This is a genomic window from Enterobacter sp. HMSC16D10, from assembly GCF_001807145.1.
GTDB classification, from domain to species: domain Bacteria; phylum Pseudomonadota; class Gammaproteobacteria; order Enterobacterales; family Enterobacteriaceae; genus Enterobacter; species Enterobacter roggenkampii.
Map to the genome: position 1 here is coordinate 1 of NZ_KV787896.1, position 16,964 is coordinate 16,964.

The 16,964-nt window shown below is 53.5% G+C and carries 19 protein-coding genes and 1 riboswitch; of the genes, 13 read left to right on the forward strand and 6 right to left on the reverse strand.

Annotation, left to right across the window (positions count from 1 at the left end):
- Window positions 1-443: 443 nt before the first annotated feature.
- From HMPREF3143_RS17065 to HMPREF3143_RS17095, 8 genes are all read left to right on the forward strand, one after another.
- Window positions 444-824, forward strand: a complete 381-nt coding sequence (locus HMPREF3143_RS17065) for a hypothetical protein (RefSeq protein ID WP_070533785.1) — start codon at window positions 444-446, stop codon at window positions 822-824.
- On the forward strand, window positions 824-1,048 hold the full coding sequence (locus HMPREF3143_RS17070; protein WP_070533788.1) for a hypothetical protein: 225 nt from the start codon (window positions 824-826) through the stop codon (window positions 1,046-1,048). The genes HMPREF3143_RS17065 and HMPREF3143_RS17070 overlap by 1 nt, the downstream gene beginning before the upstream one ends.
- The gene (locus HMPREF3143_RS17075; RefSeq protein WP_070533790.1) at window positions 1,041-1,373 is read left to right on the forward strand and encodes a hypothetical protein; all 333 of its coding nucleotides are present in this window, start codon (window positions 1,041-1,043) and stop codon (window positions 1,371-1,373) included. The genes HMPREF3143_RS17070 and HMPREF3143_RS17075 overlap by 8 nt, the downstream gene beginning before the upstream one ends.
- Window positions 1,374-1,933: 560 nt before the next feature.
- The gene (locus HMPREF3143_RS25780; protein ID WP_127341375.1) at window positions 1,934-2,149 is read left to right on the forward strand and encodes a hypothetical protein; all 216 of its coding nucleotides are present in this window, start codon (window positions 1,934-1,936) and stop codon (window positions 2,147-2,149) included.
- Window positions 2,150-2,151: 2 nt separating this feature from the next.
- Window positions 2,152-2,529, forward strand: a complete 378-nt coding sequence (locus HMPREF3143_RS17080; RefSeq protein ID WP_070533792.1) for a hypothetical protein — start codon at window positions 2,152-2,154, stop codon at window positions 2,527-2,529.
- 23 nt (window positions 2,530-2,552) lie between these two features.
- Entirely contained in the window at window positions 2,553-3,590 is a 1,038-nt protein-coding gene (locus HMPREF3143_RS17085) for a major capsid protein (RefSeq protein WP_070533794.1), read from the forward strand.
- Window positions 3,591-3,668: 78 nt separating this feature from the next.
- Window positions 3,669-3,866 carry a hypothetical protein gene (locus tag HMPREF3143_RS17090; protein WP_070533796.1) on the forward strand — a complete coding sequence of 66 codons (198 nt, stop codon included), beginning with the start codon at window positions 3,669-3,671 and terminating at the stop codon, window positions 3,864-3,866.
- The gene (locus HMPREF3143_RS17095; RefSeq protein WP_070533798.1) at window positions 3,859-5,727 is read left to right on the forward strand and encodes a hypothetical protein; all 1,869 of its coding nucleotides are present in this window, start codon (window positions 3,859-3,861) and stop codon (window positions 5,725-5,727) included. The genes HMPREF3143_RS17090 and HMPREF3143_RS17095 overlap by 8 nt, the downstream gene beginning before the upstream one ends.
- Window positions 5,728-5,769: 42 nt before the next feature.
- On the opposite strand, the gene HMPREF3143_RS17100 is transcribed toward HMPREF3143_RS17095, so the two are convergent.
- Window positions 5,770-6,441, reverse strand: a complete 672-nt coding sequence (locus HMPREF3143_RS17100; protein WP_070533799.1) for an EAL domain-containing protein — start codon at window positions 6,439-6,441, stop codon at window positions 5,770-5,772.
- 361 nt (window positions 6,442-6,802) lie between these two features.
- Window positions 6,803-6,899, forward strand: a riboswitch (TPP riboswitch).
- 35 nt (window positions 6,900-6,934) lie between these two features.
- On the opposite strand from HMPREF3143_RS17100, the gene thiM reads away from it, so the two are divergent.
- Genes thiM through HMPREF3143_RS17115 form a run of 3 tightly spaced genes read left to right on the forward strand, consistent with a single transcriptional unit; the run spans window position 6,935 to window position 9,291 of the window.
- Window positions 6,935-7,705 (forward strand): hydroxyethylthiazole kinase, encoded by a 771-nt coding sequence (thiM, locus tag HMPREF3143_RS17105; RefSeq protein WP_008500875.1) that lies wholly within the window; start codon window positions 6,935-6,937, stop codon window positions 7,703-7,705.
- Entirely contained in the window at window positions 7,702-8,502 is an 801-nt protein-coding gene (thiD, locus tag HMPREF3143_RS17110; RefSeq protein ID WP_070533802.1) for a bifunctional hydroxymethylpyrimidine kinase/phosphomethylpyrimidine kinase, read from the forward strand. Before thiM ends, thiD begins: the two co-directional genes overlap by 4 nt.
- 42 nt (window positions 8,503-8,544) lie before the next feature.
- Window positions 8,545-9,291: a GntR family transcriptional regulator gene (locus tag HMPREF3143_RS17115; protein ID WP_008500873.1), complete on the forward strand. Its 747-nt coding sequence runs from the start codon at window positions 8,545-8,547 to the stop codon at window positions 9,289-9,291.
- Here HMPREF3143_RS17115 and HMPREF3143_RS17120 read toward each other — a convergent pair.
- From HMPREF3143_RS17120 to HMPREF3143_RS17130, 3 genes are read right to left on the reverse strand one after another with little or no spacing between them, the layout of a single operon-like run.
- Window positions 9,265-10,218 (reverse strand): PfkB family carbohydrate kinase, encoded by a 954-nt coding sequence (locus HMPREF3143_RS17120; protein ID WP_070533803.1) that lies wholly within the window; start codon window positions 10,216-10,218, stop codon window positions 9,265-9,267. The genes HMPREF3143_RS17115 and HMPREF3143_RS17120 overlap by 27 nt on opposite strands.
- The gene (locus tag HMPREF3143_RS17125) at window positions 10,215-11,219 is read right to left on the reverse strand and encodes an ADP-ribosylglycohydrolase family protein (RefSeq protein ID WP_070533805.1); all 1,005 of its coding nucleotides are present in this window, start codon (window positions 11,217-11,219) and stop codon (window positions 10,215-10,217) included. Before HMPREF3143_RS17125 ends, HMPREF3143_RS17120 begins: the two co-directional genes overlap by 4 nt.
- Window positions 11,216-12,493: a nucleoside permease gene (locus HMPREF3143_RS17130; protein ID WP_032675182.1), complete on the reverse strand. Its 1,278-nt coding sequence runs from the start codon at window positions 12,491-12,493 to the stop codon at window positions 11,216-11,218. The genes HMPREF3143_RS17125 and HMPREF3143_RS17130 overlap by 4 nt, the downstream gene beginning before the upstream one ends.
- Before the next feature lie 250 nt (window positions 12,494-12,743).
- Here HMPREF3143_RS17130 and fbaB point away from each other — a divergent pair, with 250 nt between their 5' ends.
- Window positions 12,744-13,796, forward strand: a complete 1,053-nt coding sequence (gene fbaB, locus HMPREF3143_RS17135) for a class I fructose-bisphosphate aldolase (protein WP_008500869.1) — start codon at window positions 12,744-12,746, stop codon at window positions 13,794-13,796.
- Between the two features lie 53 nt (window positions 13,797-13,849).
- Here fbaB and yegS read toward each other — a convergent pair whose 3' ends face one another.
- Window positions 13,850-14,749, reverse strand: a complete 900-nt coding sequence (gene yegS / locus HMPREF3143_RS17140) for a lipid kinase YegS (RefSeq protein ID WP_021241471.1) — start codon at window positions 14,747-14,749, stop codon at window positions 13,850-13,852.
- Between the two features lie 141 nt (window positions 14,750-14,890).
- Here yegS and HMPREF3143_RS17145 point away from each other — a divergent pair, with 141 nt between their 5' ends.
- Complete coding sequence (locus tag HMPREF3143_RS17145; protein WP_070533807.1) at window positions 14,891-15,400, forward strand: 2-thiouracil desulfurase family protein; 510 nt, start codon at window positions 14,891-14,893, stop codon at window positions 15,398-15,400.
- A gap of 150 nt (window positions 15,401-15,550) precedes the next feature.
- Here the strand turns inward: HMPREF3143_RS17145 and yegQ are convergent, their stop codons facing one another.
- Window positions 15,551-16,912, reverse strand: coding sequence for a prephenate-dependent tRNA uridine(34) hydroxylase TrhP (gene yegQ / locus HMPREF3143_RS17150; protein ID WP_032652696.1), 1,362 nt, complete (start codon window positions 16,910-16,912; stop codon window positions 15,551-15,553).
- Window positions 16,913-16,964: the final 52 nt, after the last annotated feature.

Genomic DNA, 16,964 nt, shown 5'->3' on the forward strand with positions numbered 1-16,964 from the left:
CTAACGCGGTGGCCAGTTTTTGTTGACCACTTCAAATGACGGTAAACGCCTACCAAAAAGAATTGAGGAGAGGTTAGAGGAACGCTTTGAACAACTTCACCCGCATCTTTATTCAAGATTCGACCCAATACCATTTTAACCAGGAGGATTATGAATAGCCTATACCTATTGAACGAAGATACAAAGTTTCAACTCGGATGCAACGAAGTATGCAGACGAATCTATAACCACCTTGCAAGACTCCACCGTGAGAATGGAACATTCCGTTCCAGCGTCAAAACCCTGGCGTCTGCCCTGGGCTACTCGGAAAGCGGGATCAGATATTGGCTTTCGCTCCTAAAAGACGCGAAGGTGATCACCATTACTCGCAGGGGCGGGTATTACGATTTTGACGTTAACCATAACGTTTCTTTCATCACCTCGAATCACTAAGACGAGGTGCAATGTCTAAGAAAGAACGGAACACGCTCACACGCATTGAGCGAGAGAACACCACCAGAGTTAAGCCTTCCCGCCTGTACGTAAAGTCTCTTGAAGAAATCCCTGGTGAACTAATAGAACACGTTGAAGAAGTGCATTCACAACCGCCCTCTGTGGAAGAGTGGGCTGCTTTGAATGATATCCTCACTTCCTGTCCTGGTGCGTATTACCGCCCACGTAAACGGAAGGTTTACACCTGGGATGATAGCCAGCTTAAAAAATGGCAGTGCCTCGGTTTCACCTCTTTACGTCATTACCTCACATTCAACGCAATGAATAACACCGTGGCGGGAGTCAGGGATTTTGATGAACTATTTAACATCGGAGACAGCAACACAGAATAATGCACACACAGACAACACAAACTAAAAGATTCGCGCAGCACGTTAAATGTTGCGAATGGTATTACGATGAAATCGAGAATGTCATCAATGATGCTTTTCTGACAGATGAAGAAAAAATAATGGCACTTGATGACCTTGAAAACAGAATCCTTACTCTCGCAGCGCCTTTCCTGGCTGCTGCAAATAAAATCAAAATGACAATGGAACAAATGAATAATGACTAAAATCGATATTGACCTAATGCTACAGGAATTTCACGACCAGCTACACATTCCGCTTCTTGAGGCAGTGAACGCCGTATATAAGGCAAGCCCTGAGAACGCGCCTGAGAGCCTCTCTGACGCTGTTAAAATGCTTCACCTGTCAGCGGTGGCGCTGGAAGGGATTATTCTCTCTGTAGAGCGCTCAGACAGTCTACGCGAGGATCAGGAACTGATAGGAGAGGTTACACAGTCGGCGCTGTCTCTGGAAGCGTGTAAGGATGAATTAAGCGACCTGCTCGCACAGCGTGATGAAAATAATTCTCAATGTGATAATGATTCCTATTGACATTCGTAACGAAATCGGTTATACTTAGATATGGGTGAGATAAAACTCATTCCTCTGCTTCATCTATAGATTCCCTGGTAGCTCCAGGTGAGGGGATGGCTACGAAATTAGCCCTCTTCTCTAAAATCGTTACTTCTCTCTTACGGTTTTGTTATGTGTCGTTTCACTTTCCTTGATATCGGTCTAACAAGGGGAGAGCGCTGCCCTGTTCCGGGATGATCCGGGGATAATCCGGCGCTCTCTTCCTTCCTCTGAGAACTCATTATTTTAGAGAAGAGCATTCCGCTCTTTAACTCTCATTCACTCCGTTAGGGTGGATGTAGTCAGACAAAACTAAGCGTCAATGATGTTTCTACGTTACGTCTGGCATTCTCCTATTGTTGTTTCCAGCAATGATATTGAGATTCCATTGATCACATCTGCCAGCGTGAAAGCAAATCACGTGATAGTGATCAGCGGGGTTTTCTCCTAAGATTATTCCCCCGCTATAATAGAGCCGACCGTAACAAGTTGGCTTTATTTTTATTTCGGTCATAACAAGATTAGTTAGGAGGAACGATATGTTCCTGATGAACTCTACTACGCATATTAACAAGCTGGCTGATGAAATAACATCTTATACAGATGATCAGCTTTCAGTTATTGCCAAATGTGCAGGGTGCTCAGTTGAAGAATTAAAATTTTCACAGCACACCATAACCAAAAATTTAAATACTCCTGTTAATCCTCTTGAAGGACTACAGGCACGATTAAAAACATTAGCTCAAGGAAAATAATAATGCAGTTTGGAACATTTCAAACCCTGAACGGGGATAACTCCCACGCTCGATACAAAGTGATCGCATATACAAGCGATGCCATTCTCCAGGACAAGCTGATCCGTGTGGAATCCGGTATTCCCGATTCTCTCATTGTTGGCGACCTCGTAACCGCAACAGGTGCAAAAGCTGTCACCCCTGGTGACATTGCTTACGTAGTGGTCGAGCCAGTCAAAGCAGGAAGCAAAGCCTTTATTGTGGCTTCCCCTGTACACGTCATTCTATCCCTTGCGGGGATCGAGTTTGGCGGTCTGGATGATTCATTAGCTCAGGCTCAGCTTGCAACGCTCGGCTTCACTTTCTCAGACTTCGACACTGTAGCGCTTCGCACTACGTAATAACCTCAAGGATAATAATAACAATGGCAAAAGATTTATTTAGCGGCGCTATTTACGAATCATTTACAAGCCCGTTCGTATTCAGTACCCAACTCAACACCATCATCACCAACCTCGGATTATTCCGAGAGGAACACCACGCAGTCAATACAATCGCGCTTGAAAAAATAACCGATGTAAAAAATCTGGTAGCGAAGGAAAATAGCCCATACGCTCAATCAGACTGGAACAGCGCACAGCGTCCAGAGTTTACTAACTCATTGTACACCATGAAATATTTCGGTGTTTTGAACAGCGTCACCAGTTTAGATCTGCAACAGTACGCCTCAAGAGGTGTTAGTGACACAGCCGATCAGGTGAGCATTGCTCTTAGTGATTTCTCCGATTCACAATACAGCATGGCTAATAACGCCGTTGAAGTGGATTTGGTTAACGCTTTGCTTGGTCTGCGTGTTGATAGCGAGTTTGCCGGACAGGGTGATCTTGATTTCCTCGCTGGCGGTAGTCGCACAGAATACACCCTTGACGTGAGCGGCACGGCGAACATCTTCGAGCAACTAAGCGAAATCACACGTATTCAGAATGTGGCGCTTGGTGATGGTCTGGCACAGCAGAAACAAGGGACAGTGATCCTGGCGGCTGGTAAGGCTGCTAAAGCCCTTCGTTATCACCCATCGGTGAAAGATTTCATGGTATACACACTGCCACTTCAAAGCGGTGAAAACTTCGCTACACGTACAGCGTCAGCAAATCCGGCCTATGAAGTTTGGACTCTGAACGGTGTTACGGTGATCGATCTCTCTGGTTACAGCCTCATCACTGACAAAATCGGTGTGGACGGTTTCGCCGTTATTCCTCGTATGTCTGACAGCGCCAACGCGCTTGTTCTACACACCGGAATCGGGGTGCGTCACCTGACGTTAGGTAAAGAGGCAGGGTTACATCACCAATACGTGATTGCAGATGCTAAATGGCAGTTCCCATCTATTGCAACGGAATCCAGCTTCCTACCGATCAATAATATTCCTACGGCTATTGTATTCGGATCTCTGTCTGAGTAATCCCGATTAAAGAGAAAACCACGAGAGGGGGAGGGCGTAGAAATACGCTTTCCCCTTTTTTTGTTTAAGAGGTAAATAATGGAACTAATCGTAAAGAGTGCCACATCAGGTACAGTGAAAATAGACGATGCTACTGAGTTATTAACATTAGCTCAGATCTGCAAGATTTACGGCGTGAGTTATAACGGAGTTCGTCAGCGTATGCACCAATACGGCGAATCCCCGTCAAAAGCTATCGACTTCTTTATTGAGAAACAAGGCGGTGGTAATGCTTGAGATTCACACAAGTTCTATCGTCAACACGGTACGTTTTCAAGTTTCGAAAGAGGACATTGCAGAGGCGAAGAAAGCCGCTGATGATCTTCAACGCCATTTTTCTAAGATTAAAGACCCGAAAATTCGGTTTCAGGCTCAAAAGCAGCGCAGACAAGCGATACGTGAAAAAGTGGCAGACGCAAAATCCGCCCCTTCTAAAACGCCTAATGATCTAAAACAGCAACAACGCCAGGCAGAAAAAGCAGGGAAAGCACAGGCGAGAGAATCGGCAAAAATTGCGAAGCGTAACGAGACAGCAGACCTGAAACGCAGATCATCCATTCTCCAGATGAAAGGCATTGCAGGCAAATACGGCCTTGATCCGGCGAAGCAATACCAGTTTGCCAAATTCGCTCACGAGCAGACTGAGCTTTTCCGTAATAACCAGATTAGTAGCGCGAAGTTAAACTATGAACTACGTGAAAGAATCACCCTTATGCGCCGTGAGGCGGCTCTTCAAGCGAAAGTGACGGCATCCACACAAGCACAGGCGGCAGCATTACGCCATGCTAAGAAAACCGACTATGCAGGAGCGGCGGCTGGTATCAAAGGAGGACATACTTTGATCGGAGGTGGTGCTGGCTTTATTGGCGCAACAGCGGCTTTAGCTGGCGGCGCTGGCATCCTGTCCCGTATCCGTGACAAAGGGAATGAAAATCTTGAGCTTGTCCGTATGTCGGAACGCACGAAATTGAACCCAAATGCAGTGAAATCGATTGTCTCCTGGGGGCAACAACACGGTGTTCAGAGCGCCAATGTGGACAAGATCACAGATGGCTTCGGGAAAGATACCCGCGAGAAAATCAGTGAAACCCTGATGAACAGCCAATTCGATCAGAAGAGCGGAAAATGGAAGGGCGGCAACGCCAACATCGAGGAAATACTTAACAAGTTTGGTTGGAACAAATCGCAGCTTTCTCCTTTCGAGGATAATCCCCTGGATCTCATTCAATCTACTGTTAACGAAGGGCAACGTCGCGGATATTCAGATGGGGAGATTGCTCACCTGCTGGAGAACATTTTCGATGATGGGGCGCACTATGTAGACCTGTTCAAGAATAATGGCGAGCAGTTTATTTCTACCCTGAAAAGCCTTATTGATAGCGGTCAGACGCTGAACAACGAGCAGATCAAGCAAACTTACGCTTACGGCGATCTGTCCGTTGCGATGGGTAACTTGATGAACGGCGTTGATAACAGCATTTTTACAGGCTTTATGAAAGGATTTGCTGATGGTGGTGATGAGCTGGTGAAAAATACAGAGGTAATCAATCAGAGTGCAGGGCTATTAGGTGAGGGATTAGGTAATCTGGCATCTCAGATGACAGGATTTGTTTCTGAAATCTCCGGTGTAGTGTCCGATCTGAATTCTGGGCTTCGCGCTCGTTTCCCTGAATGGTTTGCTGAAAAAGATAAACCAGCGGCTCAGGCTCTCTATGATGGTGCTGTTACAGGCTCTGCCAATGATGCTGCGCAGTGGATCGCTGATAAGACGGGCTTCGATACCCGTTCAGTGGCTCCGGCTATCAAAGATTGGCTGGGCTTAGGTAATCAGCAAGCGGGGACTGCGGCGAATCAATATAACCTTGCAGGTGATTCTCTGCGTGATTCTGCAATGTCACTCAGCAGCGGCAATGCACCAGCGTATAATCTGAATCCTACATTTAACCTGACGGTTGCACCGTCCGTACCACTGACGATCCAATCTGACACAGGCAGATTAGCCGACTATGTAGACTTCCAGGCGAGAGCCTCACAAGCCAGCTTCGCACAGTCGTTAACGCTTTCAATGAGTAGCGGTCAAAGTAGTATAGGCGGGTGATACATTAAAGGGGCGTAAGCCCCTTTTTTGATGTTTTCATCACTACAGCAATAAATCCACGTTTTTAAAGGGGACAGATTTAAAAAGATACCCCTGTAATCCCCAAATCCCCACCTCACGCAGTATTCCCAAATATTCTCGATTCTCAATCCCTTCGATAATAACTTTGCCGCAGTGTTTTTGAATGGAAGCAATCAGCGGGTAGAAGGTTGGTTTCTGCACCTGCTGATTAAAGAAGCAGCGATCTACCTTTACAACCTCAAAGTATCCTTCCATCAAACTAACAACATTCGCGTTTCCTGCGCCAAGGTCATCGAGCCATAGTCCATTCACACCCTGGCTCAGCGATTTTAACAAAGGGCTTTTTAATCCCTTATCCAAACCAGGGAAATGCTCAGAAAGCTCAAGTTTGACGAATGGCATAGATTCAAACGCTTTTATCAATATGTGATCGTGCCGAACGAGAAAAGCCATTTGTTGATCAATGTTTAGTGTGCAAAACAGATTATTCCTTTCAAACCACTTTTGTTTGCTGGCAATGAAACCGCATTGCTCGTACAGAAAGAGTCGCTTCCTATCCAAATCCCAGGATGAAATCACATACTCCGGATGATGTGAGCGCCCTTCACTGGAAATGAAACGAGTGAGAAGCTCAACCCCCAGTAATCTCTCGTCAATGCTCATTATTGGTTCTGCGATAAATTCAGTCTGCATGAGTCTTCTCCGTGAGTGTAACAGGCTGATAATGCTCCATTTATAAAAATTGATCAATAATAACGATCAATAAGCAATATATGATCGATAAAAACGATTGATATATCCATTTGATTTATATAAATAAAAATAAATACAGACTATTCCTAATTGCTGTGGCGGAGTGCTTTTCTGATGGTTTATGTCTTGTTGAGAGGGAAGCGATGCTTATGACCTTTTTTGCTATCTGGGGTGGGGGTCAAAATGGGGGTTAAATTAGGGGTTATGCTTATTTTCAAGTTGTAGATGCGATGACCGGAAAGGCGGGGCTTGCAACAGCAACCCACTTCCCCTAAGCTGGCAAAAAGTATAGAGATTCAATCTTCATGACTCGGGGTGCCCTTCTTTGTGAAGGCTGAGAAATACCCGTATTACCTGATCTGGATAATGCCAGCGTAGGGAAGTCAGATGCCTTCCCGGTCATCGCTTCTTCACGCAAGGCAGGAGCGAACCCATGCAGCCTGACCTGCTCGATTTACACGTTTTACACCACTTCCGAACCCGTTCTCCGCTGACCCACTGCATGACCAATGACGTCGTACAGACCTTTACGGCCAACGTTTTGCTGGCGCTTGGCGCATCCCCGGCGATGGTGATCGAGGCCGAAGAGGCCGAGCAGTTTGCCGCGATAGCCGATGCGCTGCTGGTTAACGTTGGCACGCTGACCGCGCCGCGCGCCCAGTCGATGCGTCGTGCTATTGAAAGTGCGGTAGCGGCAGGCAAACCCTGGACGCTGGACCCGGTTGCCGTGGGCGCCCTGGCGTTCCGCACCCGGTTTTGCCATCAAATCCTTGCCCTGAAACCGGCCGCCATTCGCGGCAATGCTTCCGAAATCCTTGCCCTCGCCGGGATGAGCGCGGGCGGGCGCGGCGTCGATACGACCGATACCGCCGCCAGCGCGGTGCCTGCTGCCCAGGCGCTGGCCCGGCAGATCAATACGATTGTGGTGGTCACCGGCGAGGTGGACTACATCACGGACGGGCAACGTACCCGAACGGTAACCGGCGGTGACCCGCTGATGACGCGCGTGGTGGGAACCGGGTGCGCGCTCTCTGCCGTTGTGGCGGCGAGCTGCTCGCTGCCGGGTGACCGGCTGGATAACATCGCCGCCGCCTGCGGATGGATGAAGCGGGCCGGAACGGTGGCCGTTGCGCACTCGCGCGGCCCGGGCAGTTTTGCCAGCGCGTTCCTCGACGCGCTCTACACGCTGGAGGAGCAGGCATGAAGCGGATTAACGCCCTGACCATTGCCGGCACCGATCCCAGCGGCGGCGCGGGTATCCAGGCAGACCTGAAAACCTTCTCGGCGCTGGGCGCGTACGGCTGCTCGGTCATCACCGCGCTGGTGGCGCAAAACACGTGCGGCGTGCAGTCGGTCTACCGCATCGAGCCAGATTTTGTTGCCGCGCAGCTGGATTCGGTGTTCAGCGACGTGCGTATTGATACCACCAAGATCGGCATGCTGGCCGAAACGGACATTGTGGAAGCGGTGGCCGAACGGCTTAAGCGCTATCAGGTGCAAAACGTGGTGCTGGATCCCGTCATGCTGGCAAAAAGCGGCGATCCGCTGCTCTCCGCCTCCGCCGTCGAGACGCTGCGCAATAAGCTGCTGCCGCAGGTAGCGCTCATCACGCCCAATCTGCCGGAAGCCGCCGCGCTGCTGGGCGCGCCACACGCGCAAACTGAACGGGAAATGAAAGAGCAGGGCAATGCGCTGCTGGCGATGGGCTGCGGGGGGGTGCTGATGAAGGGCGGGCATCTTGATGATCCGGAAAGTCCGGACTGGCTCTTCACCCGCGACGGCGAAGTACGCTTTACCGCGCCGCGCGTGCAGACCAAAAATACCCACGGCACGGGCTGTACGCTCTCGGCCGCGCTGGCGGCGCTGCGCCCACGTCATGAAAGCTGGGCCGATACGGTTAGCGAAGCAAAAGTCTGGCTCTCGGCGGCGCTGGCAAAAGCCGATACTCTGGAAGTCGGTCACGGTATTGGGCCGGTACACCATTTTCATGCATGGTGGTAAGCCAGTATACTGGCAGAATACATCACGCCTGAGAAAACAGAGATGGAACAAGCGCATACCCGGTTAATCGCTCAACTGAATGAACGGATCGCCGCGCCCGATAACACGCCGCTGTACCTGAAGTTTGCCGAAACGGTAAAAAACGCGGTGCGCAGCGGGGTGCTGGAGCACGGGAATATTTTGCCCGGCGAGCGCGATCTGAGCCAGTTGACCGGGGTGTCGCGCATTACCGTGCGTAAAGCGATGCAGGCGCTGGAAGAAGAGGGCGTGGTGACGCGCGCCCGTGGCTATGGCACGCAAATCAACAATATCTTCGAATATTCGCTTAAAGAGGCGCGCGGTTTTTCCCAGCAGGTAGTGCTGCGCGGCAAGAAGCCGAATACGCTCTGGGTCAACAAGCGGGTGGTGAAGTGTCCGGAAGAGGTGGCCAACCACCTGTCGATCTCCCCGGACAGCGAGGTCTTTTTGCTCAAGCGCATTCGCTATGTCGATGACGATGCGGTGTCGATTGAAGAGTCCTGGGTCCCCGTCGGGTTAATTCCCGACCCGGATGCGATTGGCATTTCGCTCTATGACTACTTCCGCAGTCAGAATATCTTCCCGCAGCGCACCCGCTCAAGGGTGAGCGCCCGCATGCCCGACAGCGAGTTTCAGGCGCACATTAAGATGGACGAAAAAATACCGGTGCTGGTGATCAAGCAGGTCGCGCTTGACCAGCAGCACCGGCCGATTGAGTACAGCATCAGCTACTGTCGCAGCGATCTATACGTCTTTGTGTGCGAGGAGTAGTGCCTCGCGCGTCGGGGCGCAATCCCCGCCTCGGTGGCTGACCACCCATGACGCCACGGCATTCCCCAGCAGAACGGCATCTGCCAGTGACCATCCCGCAGCCAGCCCGGCCAGCGTGCCGCCCGCGTGGCTGTCGCCTGCACCAATGGTATCCACAACCGTCGCCGGAAACGCCGGAACAACGCCCGAGGCGTCACCGTCATACCACGTAGCACCGTCTTTATCATGGCGCACGATCAGCGCGGCGCCAAAGCGCTGCTGCCACACTTCACCCAGGTTTTCAGCCTCCACACCCAGTCTTTCAGCCGCGAGCCCCGCTTCCTGACGATTGAGCGACACGATTGGCCTGCAGGCCATGATTCTCTCCATCAGCGCATCAGGAACATCCGCGATGCGTGGGCCGAAATCGATAAAGGCCGTCACGTCCTGTAATCCCTCCAGCCAGCCTGTCAGCAGCTCGCCGCACGGCGAGGCCAGCTGGTAGCCGGAGAGATAAACCAGGCTGTTTTGCGGAACGTGAAGCGCATCCAGCCAGCGCTGCTGCCACTGGTTTTCCACGCCGCTAAAGGACATAAAGGTGCGCTCGCCGTCAGGCTCTACCAGCGCCAGACACCAGCCGTTGTCGCCGGTTTCAGCCTCTACGGCGCTGTGCAGATCCTGCTTCGCCATGGCGTTGCGGATAATATCCGCCCACACGCCATGGCCGACGGGAAGGGCATTTTGCGCGGCGATCCCGAGGCGTTTCAGGGCGATGGCAATGTTCAGCGCGCAGCCGCCAATATTCACGCCCTGCTGCTTAAGTTCGATATCGCACCCGCGCCAGGGCAGGGCGTAGGCGTCGGCGATGACGTCAATCACCGCGGCGCCCAGCACCGTCACCGAGCGCGTGGCGTGCAGATTTTCGAGACGTTGGGCAAATGCCTTCATACGCCCTCCCTTTGCTCCCTGAAGTGCAGCAGTTTCTCGCAATAATGGCCGAAGTTGAGCTGGTTGACGGCGTCGAGTTCGGCTTTGAGCGCCGGATCAATCGCCTGCACGCCGTGGAGCGCGCCGCAGATGGCCGTCGCCATGGCGCCAATAGTGTCCGTATCACCGCCCAGATTGGCGCATAAGATGGCGCAGCGGTTCGGGTCGGTTCCTGCCAGTTCCACCATCGCAATGGCCGCCGGAACGGACTCAATGGTGCTGGTTCCCGCGCCAATCAGCTGATAAACCTGCTCGCTGGCGGACTCAATACCGTTGGCTTCCCGTACGGTCTTAAGCGCCAGCTCAATACGCGCCGCCAGCGACGCGCTGAAGGTGGTGGTTTTCATCTCCTGCGCATAGCGGGCGATCCCCGGCAGGGCATAAACGATGTTCTGCCAGCTTTCGCCGTCGATGGCGCGGGAAACCGCCCAGGCCATCACCACCGCGCCGGCAATCGCGAGGTCCGATTTATGGGTCGGGCTGGAGGCCTGCGCCACCTGTTCAACAAAGTGTTCCAGCCGCGTCGCCGGGAGCAGGCAGCCCAGCGGGGAGGCGCGCATCGCCGCCCCGTTGGTCACGCCGTTGTTTTCCAGCGCGCTGACCGGCTTCCCGTCACGAATCGCATTCAGCGCGATTTTGGAAGTGGGGCCAAGCACGTTCTTGTTGAACGCGTCGAAATCGAGCGCCCAGTTAAGGATATGCTTGCCGATAACGTCTGCGTTAATCTCCCCGTCGCACTCGATGATCGCATCGGCCAGGCACAGCGCCATTGAGGTATCGTCTGTAAACTCTGCCTGCCTGAAATAGCAGGCCGCGTTATTTTCTGCCGGGCCGGGTAAAAAGCGGTCGATCCAGCCGAAGTGCGCCTTGACGCGCTTTCTCGGCCACAGCTCCGACGGCATGCCCATCGCATCCCCTAACGCCTGCCCGTAAAGGGCACCGAGAATACGTTCTTGTTTCATTTAACTTCCCCTTGTGTCAGCGCGGCATCGCCATCAACCACCGCAATTGCAGCGATCTCTTTGTCCGATTCGCGGAAAAACAGCATAAACAGCACGGCAATCACGGCAATCATGATCGCGCCAAATGTCCACATTCCGGCCCAGTTGAAGGTCAGCCCCTTCACCGGCTCTTTGTAGGCGAACATTTTTTCCATCATCACGCCGCCCAGGCGGTAACCCAGCAGGCTACCAAAGCCCTGACAGCAGAGCGTAATCAGGCCCTGCGCGGCGGTGCGCATATGCACCGGCGCTTTTTTATCCACGTAGATATATGCGGTGACGTAGTAGAAGTCGTAGCTCACGCCGTGCAGCAGAATGCCGAGGAACAGCAGGGCGTAGGTGAAGTACTGTTCCGCACCGCCGTAAACGAAGAACCCGTAGCGGATGGCGGCGGTAATCAGACCCAGCAGCAAGACCTTCTTAATACCAAAGCGTTTGGTAAAGAACGGCAGCGCCAGCATAAAGAAGATTTCAGAGAACTGGCCGAGCGTCATCCAGCCGGTGGCGTTTTTCATCCCCACTTCAGTGAGATAGCCGTTGGCGAAAATGTAGTAGAAGGCCAGCGGCATGGCGAACAGGAACGAGCAGAAGAAGAACACGAGGAAGTTTCTGTCGCGCAGCAGGATCAGCGCGTCCAGCCCCAGCATCACTTTGAAGTCCAGCTTGCCGGTACTTTTCGGCGGCGTGTTCGGCAGGAAGAGGGCAAACACGCCGAGCAGGGCGGAGCTGGCGGCGGTCATCAGCAGGGGAATATTGGTATCGGAGATATCGCTATAGCCCAGCATCTGCGGCAGGAAGCCGCACGCCAGCCCGGAGGCGATCCAGCCGATCGTACCCATCACGCGGATGCGCGGAAAATCGGCCTCGACGTCGTCCACGTTCGCGAAGGCAATGCTGTTGGTCAGCGCGATGGTGGGCATATAGGTCAGGGAGTAAACCAGCAGCAGCGGGAAGAAGGTGCTGAACTGGGTTTGCTGTGCCGCGAAGTACATCAGAATCGCGCCGGCAAACATCAGCACCGCCAGTACTTTCTGTGCGGCGAAGAAGCGGTCCGTCAGCGATCCGACCAGAATTGGGGAGAGGATAGCGGCAATGGCGGTACAGGCATAAGACCAGCCGATTTCCCCGGCGGTAAAACCGCTTTTGCTCAGCCACAGCCACAGCGGCACAAACCACGCGCCCCAGATAAACCATTCAACAAACATCATGAATGACAGTTGGACTTTCGTTTTCATTTTTTAATCCTGCATGTCAGAGAGGGTACGCCTTTAACATACCATTCAATAATACCTTTTAAATACCTTTGTGGCGATTGTTTGATCAATGTAACAGTTTTGTTGTACACGAATCGAGCCAGCAGATTGTGCTGAAAAAAAATGCAAAGGGTGGAAAATCTGTTAAGTCGGTACCAGGCTTAGTCTGCCCATAAAAGATGGGACTGGATAAACGCACACCGACATGACGTCGAACTTACGGGAGTATCACATGACTGATATTGCGCAGTTGCTTGGCAAAGACGCCGACAGCCTTTTACAGCATCGTTGTATGACCATTCCAGCCGACCAGCTTTACCTGCCTGGTCATGACTACGTTGACCGGGTGATGGTCGATAACAACCGTCCGCCTGCCGTGCTAAGAAATATGCAGACGCTCTATAACACCGGGCGGCTCGGCGGCACCGGATATCTCTCTATTCTGCCGGTAGACCAGGGCGTTGAGCACTCGGCGGGCGCCTCCTTCGCGGCGAATCCGCTCTATTTCGATCCGAAGAACATTGTTGAGCTGGCGATTGAAGCGGGCTGTAACTGCGTGGCGTCCACCTACGGCGTGCTGGCCTCCGTCTCGCGTCGCTATGCCCACCGCATTCCGTTCCTCGTGAAGCTGAACCACAATGAAACCCTGAGCTACCCCACCGAATATGACCAGACGCTCTATGCCAGCGTCGAGCAGGCGTTCAATATGGGGGCGGTTGCCGTTGGGGCGACCATCTATTTCGGTTCAGAACAGTCTCGTCGTCAGATTGAAGAGATCTCTGCGGCGTTTGAGCGCGCGCACGAGCTGGGTATGGTGACCGTGCTGTGGGCGTACCTGCGCAACTCGGCGTTCAAAAAAGACGGCGTGGATTACCACGTGTCGGCTGACCTGACCGGCCAGGCGAACCATCTGGCGGCGACCATCGGCGCGGATATCGTGAAGCAGAAAATGGCCGAGAATAATGGCGGATATAAAGCAGTGAACTTTGGTTACACCGATGACCGCGTTTACAGCAAGCTGACCAGCGATAACCCGATCGACCTGGTGCGCTACCAGCTGGCGAACTGCTACATGGGCCGCGCAGGGCTGATTAACTCCGGCGGCGCGGCGGGCGGCGATACTGACCTGTCAGACGCGGTGCGTACTGCGGTTATCAACAAGCGCGCGGGCGGCATGGGGCTGATCCTGGGCCGTAAGGCGTTTAAGAAATCGATGGCTGACGGCGTGAAGCTGATCAATGCGGTGCAGGACGTTTATCTGGACAGCAAAGTCACGATTGCCTGACCTGAGGGCTAAGCGTAGGCCGGGTAAGGCGTAGCCGCCACCCGGCAATGCCATCAGCGCAAAAGCACACAGTCTGGCGGCAACCGACACTGCAGCGCGCCGGGCAACACCTCAATGCGGAACTGCGTCCCGCTGAGCGGTTCCCCGTCGAGGTTAAAGGTCATCCCGTGCGGAGCATTTACCTCAAACCATGCGGATTTCCCGTCAATGATATTCGGACTCTCTTCCGGCTGCGTCAGCGTGGTAAACAGCGCGGGCAGCAGGCCGTCACCCGTGAAAATCCGCAGCTGTAGCTGACCGTCATTGATCAGCGCCTCCGGGCACAGCTGCTGCCCGCCGCCGGCCTGACGCCCATTGCCAATGCCAATCACCAGCGCGTCGCCCTGCCACTGAAAATCCTCGCCGCGAATTTCGCAGCGGTCAGGCTTGAGGGTATCCATGCGCATCAGACCGTGGATCAGATACGACACGCCGCCCAGCGCCGCCTTGAGTTTTTCCGGCGTTTCGCTGGTGATGCGCGTGCCGAACCCGCCGGTGGCCATATTGATAAAGCAGGTTTTGTCATTCACCTGCGCAATATCTACCGCGGTCGCTTTACCGAGGATCGCCAGCTGAAGCGCTTTCTCTAACGCCTCGGGGATCCCGGCGCTGGTGGCAAAATCATTGGCGGTGCCGAGCGGTAAAATGCCCATCACCGGGCGGTCTGCCGGGGGCAGGTCGATCAGCGCTGACGCGATCTCATTGATGGTGCCATCGCCGCCGCCGGAAATGATGGTCTCAACGCCAAGCCCGAGGGCTTCATTGATATAGCGTGCCGCGTCGCCTTTTTCCCATGTCACTCTGACGTGGATGCGCGCGCCGTCGTCACGCAAACCCTGAATGGCCTGACGCAGCAGATCGTTGCCTGCACTTTTGCCGTTGAGAATCAATAAACTGTCTGGATAGGTTGCCATCCTCGCTGCTCCCTTTTTTAGCGTTAGTAAGAGTGTATAGCAGAGAGGGAAAAAGCGGGTAAGAACAGGATGAAAGGAACAAAACAGGCACAAAAGCGCGTTACACTTCAGCGATGAGATTAATGTAATCACAGGAAAGTGATGATGAATAAAATTTTGGTAAGCGCGTGCCTGATGGGCTTCAGGGTCCGTTATAACGGAAGTGAAAAAGCGCGAATGAACGAGCAACTCGCTCGCTGGCAACAGGAACAACGTCTGGTTATCCACTGCCCAGAGCTTGCAGCCGGGTTGCCTGTGCCTCGTCCACCGGCAGAGATTATGTCTGCTGATGGGAAAAACGTGATGCTCGGGCAAGCCAGAATTATGGAAAATACCGGGCAGGACGTGACCGCACATTATCAGCTTGCAGCCTGGCTCGCGCTACGCGCTGCTCAGGCGTCGGGGTGTAGCGCTGCATTGTTAACCGATGGCAGCCCAACGTGCGGCAGTGAGTTTATTTATGACGGATCGTTTCGCGGTATACAGAAAGCGGGGAGGGGGGTTGCTGCGTCGTTGCTCGCAGAGCATGGGATCGCCGTGTTCTCAGAGAAGCAAATCGACGAACTCATTGCCTGGATTGAGGAGAAAGAAGGCAAAAATAAGCCCGCGTAAGGGAGATTACGCAGGCTAAGGAGGTGGTTCCTGGTACAGCTAGCATTTATGGGTTATGTTTTTCAGCGGGGGATAATACCCGTATTGAACGAAGCGGTATGTGATCCGATTCTAAGAATTATCCCAGCGCGAAAAAATTTCCCTGATTGACTATTTGCCGTGTGGGTTTCGGGTGCTTTCACCGTTGAAGTTACGCATCAGCAGCGCGAACTTCAGCTCCACTTCTTCCGGAACCGGCAGCCAGACGGTATGGCCGTCACCCGGCGCCACGTCAATCGCTTCGCCTTTGCCGTTTTCCAGATGCTCCAGCGTAAAGTTCATGTTGCCCTGCGGGGTCATCAGCTCCAGGCTGTCGCCTTTGGTGAACTTGTTTTTCACCGCGACGGCCGCCAGCGCGCCTTTGCGCTCGCCGGTGAAGTCACCGACAAACTGCTGGCGCTCGGATACGGAGTAGCCGTGCTCGTAGTTCTGGTAGTCGTCGTGGGTATGACGGCGCAGGAAGCCTTCGGTATAGCCGCGATGCGCCAGGCCTTCCAGAGTTTCCAGCAGGCTGGTATCGAACGGTTTGCCGGCGGCCGCATCGTCGATGGCTTTGCGGTACACCTGCGCGGTACGCGCGCAGTAGTAATAGGATTTGGTGCGACCTTCAATCTTCAGGGAGTGCACGCCCATCTGGGTCAGGCGCTCGACGTGGGCGATGGCGCGCAGATCTTTCGAGTTCATGATGTAGGTGCCGTGCTCGTCTTCAAAGGCGGTCATGTACTCGCCCGGACGTTTGGCTTCTTCAATCATGAACACGCTGTCGGTTGGCGCGCCGATGCCCAGCGTTGGCTCAACGTTGGTCACCGGGATCGGCTCATGCTTGTGGACGATGTTGCCGATGTCATCCTCTTTGCCTTCCTGGACGTTGTATTCCCAGCGGCAGGCGTTGGTGCAGGTGCCCTGGTTCGGGTCGCGCTTGTTGATGTAGCCAGAAAGCAGGCAACGGCCGGAATAGGCCATGCACAGCGCGCCGTGAACGAAGATTTCGATTTCCATATCCGGCACCTGGGTGCGGATCTCTTCGATCTCTTCCAGCGAAAGCTCGCGAGACAGGATGACGCGGGTCAGCCCCATCTGCTTCCAGAACTTCACCGTTGCCCAGTTGACGGCGTTAGCCTGTACGGAGAGGTGGATATCCATCTCCGGGAAGTTCTCCCGAACCAGCATGATTAAACCCGGGTCCGACATGATCAGCGCGTCCGGCCCCATATCCACCACCGGCTTCAGGTCACGGATGAACGTTTTCAGCTTGGCGTTGTGCGGCGCGATGTTGACCACCACGTAGAATTTTTTACCCAGAGCGTGCGCCTCGTTGATGCCGAGCTGCAGGTTCTCGTGGTTGAATTCGTTATTACGTACGCGCAGCGAGTAGCGCGGCTGGCCCGCATACACGGCGTCGGCGCCATAGGCGAAAGCGTAACGCATATTTTGCAGCGTTCCCGCCGGGGAAAGGAGTTCCGGTTTAAACATGTTTGTTCTCGTTCTGATGACAGGTCAGATCCGCGTGCACCAGGTGCAGCGG

What these genes read in the sequence shown, in the direction of transcription:
- thiD (WP_070533802.1), top strand. Translation starts at nt 7,702, where the DNA reads ATGAAGCGGATTAACGCCCTGACCATTGCCGGCACCGATCCCAGCGGC.
- HMPREF3143_RS17100 (WP_070533799.1), bottom strand. Translation starts at nt 6,441, where the DNA reads ATGCAGACTGAATTTATCGCAGAACCAATAATGAGCATTGACGAGAGA.
- HMPREF3143_RS25780 (WP_127341375.1), top strand. Translation starts at nt 1,934, where the DNA reads ATGTTCCTGATGAACTCTACTACGCATATTAACAAGCTGGCTGATGAA.
- HMPREF3143_RS17115 (WP_008500873.1), top strand. Translation starts at nt 8,545, where the DNA reads ATGGAACAAGCGCATACCCGGTTAATCGCTCAACTGAATGAACGGATC.
- fbaB (WP_008500869.1), top strand. Translation starts at nt 12,744, where the DNA reads ATGACTGATATTGCGCAGTTGCTTGGCAAAGACGCCGACAGCCTTTTA.
- HMPREF3143_RS17075 (WP_070533790.1), top strand. Translation starts at nt 1,041, where the DNA reads ATGACTAAAATCGATATTGACCTAATGCTACAGGAATTTCACGACCAG.
- HMPREF3143_RS17120 (WP_070533803.1), bottom strand. Translation starts at nt 10,218, where the DNA reads ATGAAGGCATTTGCCCAACGTCTCGAAAATCTGCACGCCACGCGCTCG.
- HMPREF3143_RS17145 (WP_070533807.1), top strand. Translation starts at nt 14,891, where the DNA reads ATGATGAATAAAATTTTGGTAAGCGCGTGCCTGATGGGCTTCAGGGTC.
- HMPREF3143_RS17125 (WP_070533805.1), bottom strand. Translation starts at nt 11,219, where the DNA reads ATGAAACAAGAACGTATTCTCGGTGCCCTTTACGGGCAGGCGTTAGGG.
- HMPREF3143_RS17070 (WP_070533788.1), top strand. Translation starts at nt 824, where the DNA reads ATGCACACACAGACAACACAAACTAAAAGATTCGCGCAGCACGTTAAA.
- HMPREF3143_RS17130 (WP_032675182.1), bottom strand. Translation starts at nt 12,493, where the DNA reads ATGAAAACGAAAGTCCAACTGTCATTCATGATGTTTGTTGAATGGTTT.
- HMPREF3143_RS17090 (WP_070533796.1), top strand. Translation starts at nt 3,669, where the DNA reads ATGGAACTAATCGTAAAGAGTGCCACATCAGGTACAGTGAAAATAGAC.
- yegQ (WP_032652696.1), bottom strand. Translation starts at nt 16,912, where the DNA reads ATGTTTAAACCGGAACTCCTTTCCCCGGCGGGAACGCTGCAAAATATG.
- HMPREF3143_RS17065 (WP_070533785.1), top strand. Translation starts at nt 444, where the DNA reads ATGTCTAAGAAAGAACGGAACACGCTCACACGCATTGAGCGAGAGAAC.
- HMPREF3143_RS17080 (WP_070533792.1), top strand. Translation starts at nt 2,152, where the DNA reads ATGCAGTTTGGAACATTTCAAACCCTGAACGGGGATAACTCCCACGCT.
- HMPREF3143_RS17085 (WP_070533794.1), top strand. Translation starts at nt 2,553, where the DNA reads ATGGCAAAAGATTTATTTAGCGGCGCTATTTACGAATCATTTACAAGC.
- HMPREF3143_RS17095 (WP_070533798.1), top strand. Translation starts at nt 3,859, where the DNA reads ATGCTTGAGATTCACACAAGTTCTATCGTCAACACGGTACGTTTTCAA.
- thiM (WP_008500875.1), top strand. Translation starts at nt 6,935, where the DNA reads ATGCAGCCTGACCTGCTCGATTTACACGTTTTACACCACTTCCGAACC.
- yegS (WP_021241471.1), bottom strand. Translation starts at nt 14,749, where the DNA reads ATGGCAACCTATCCAGACAGTTTATTGATTCTCAACGGCAAAAGTGCA.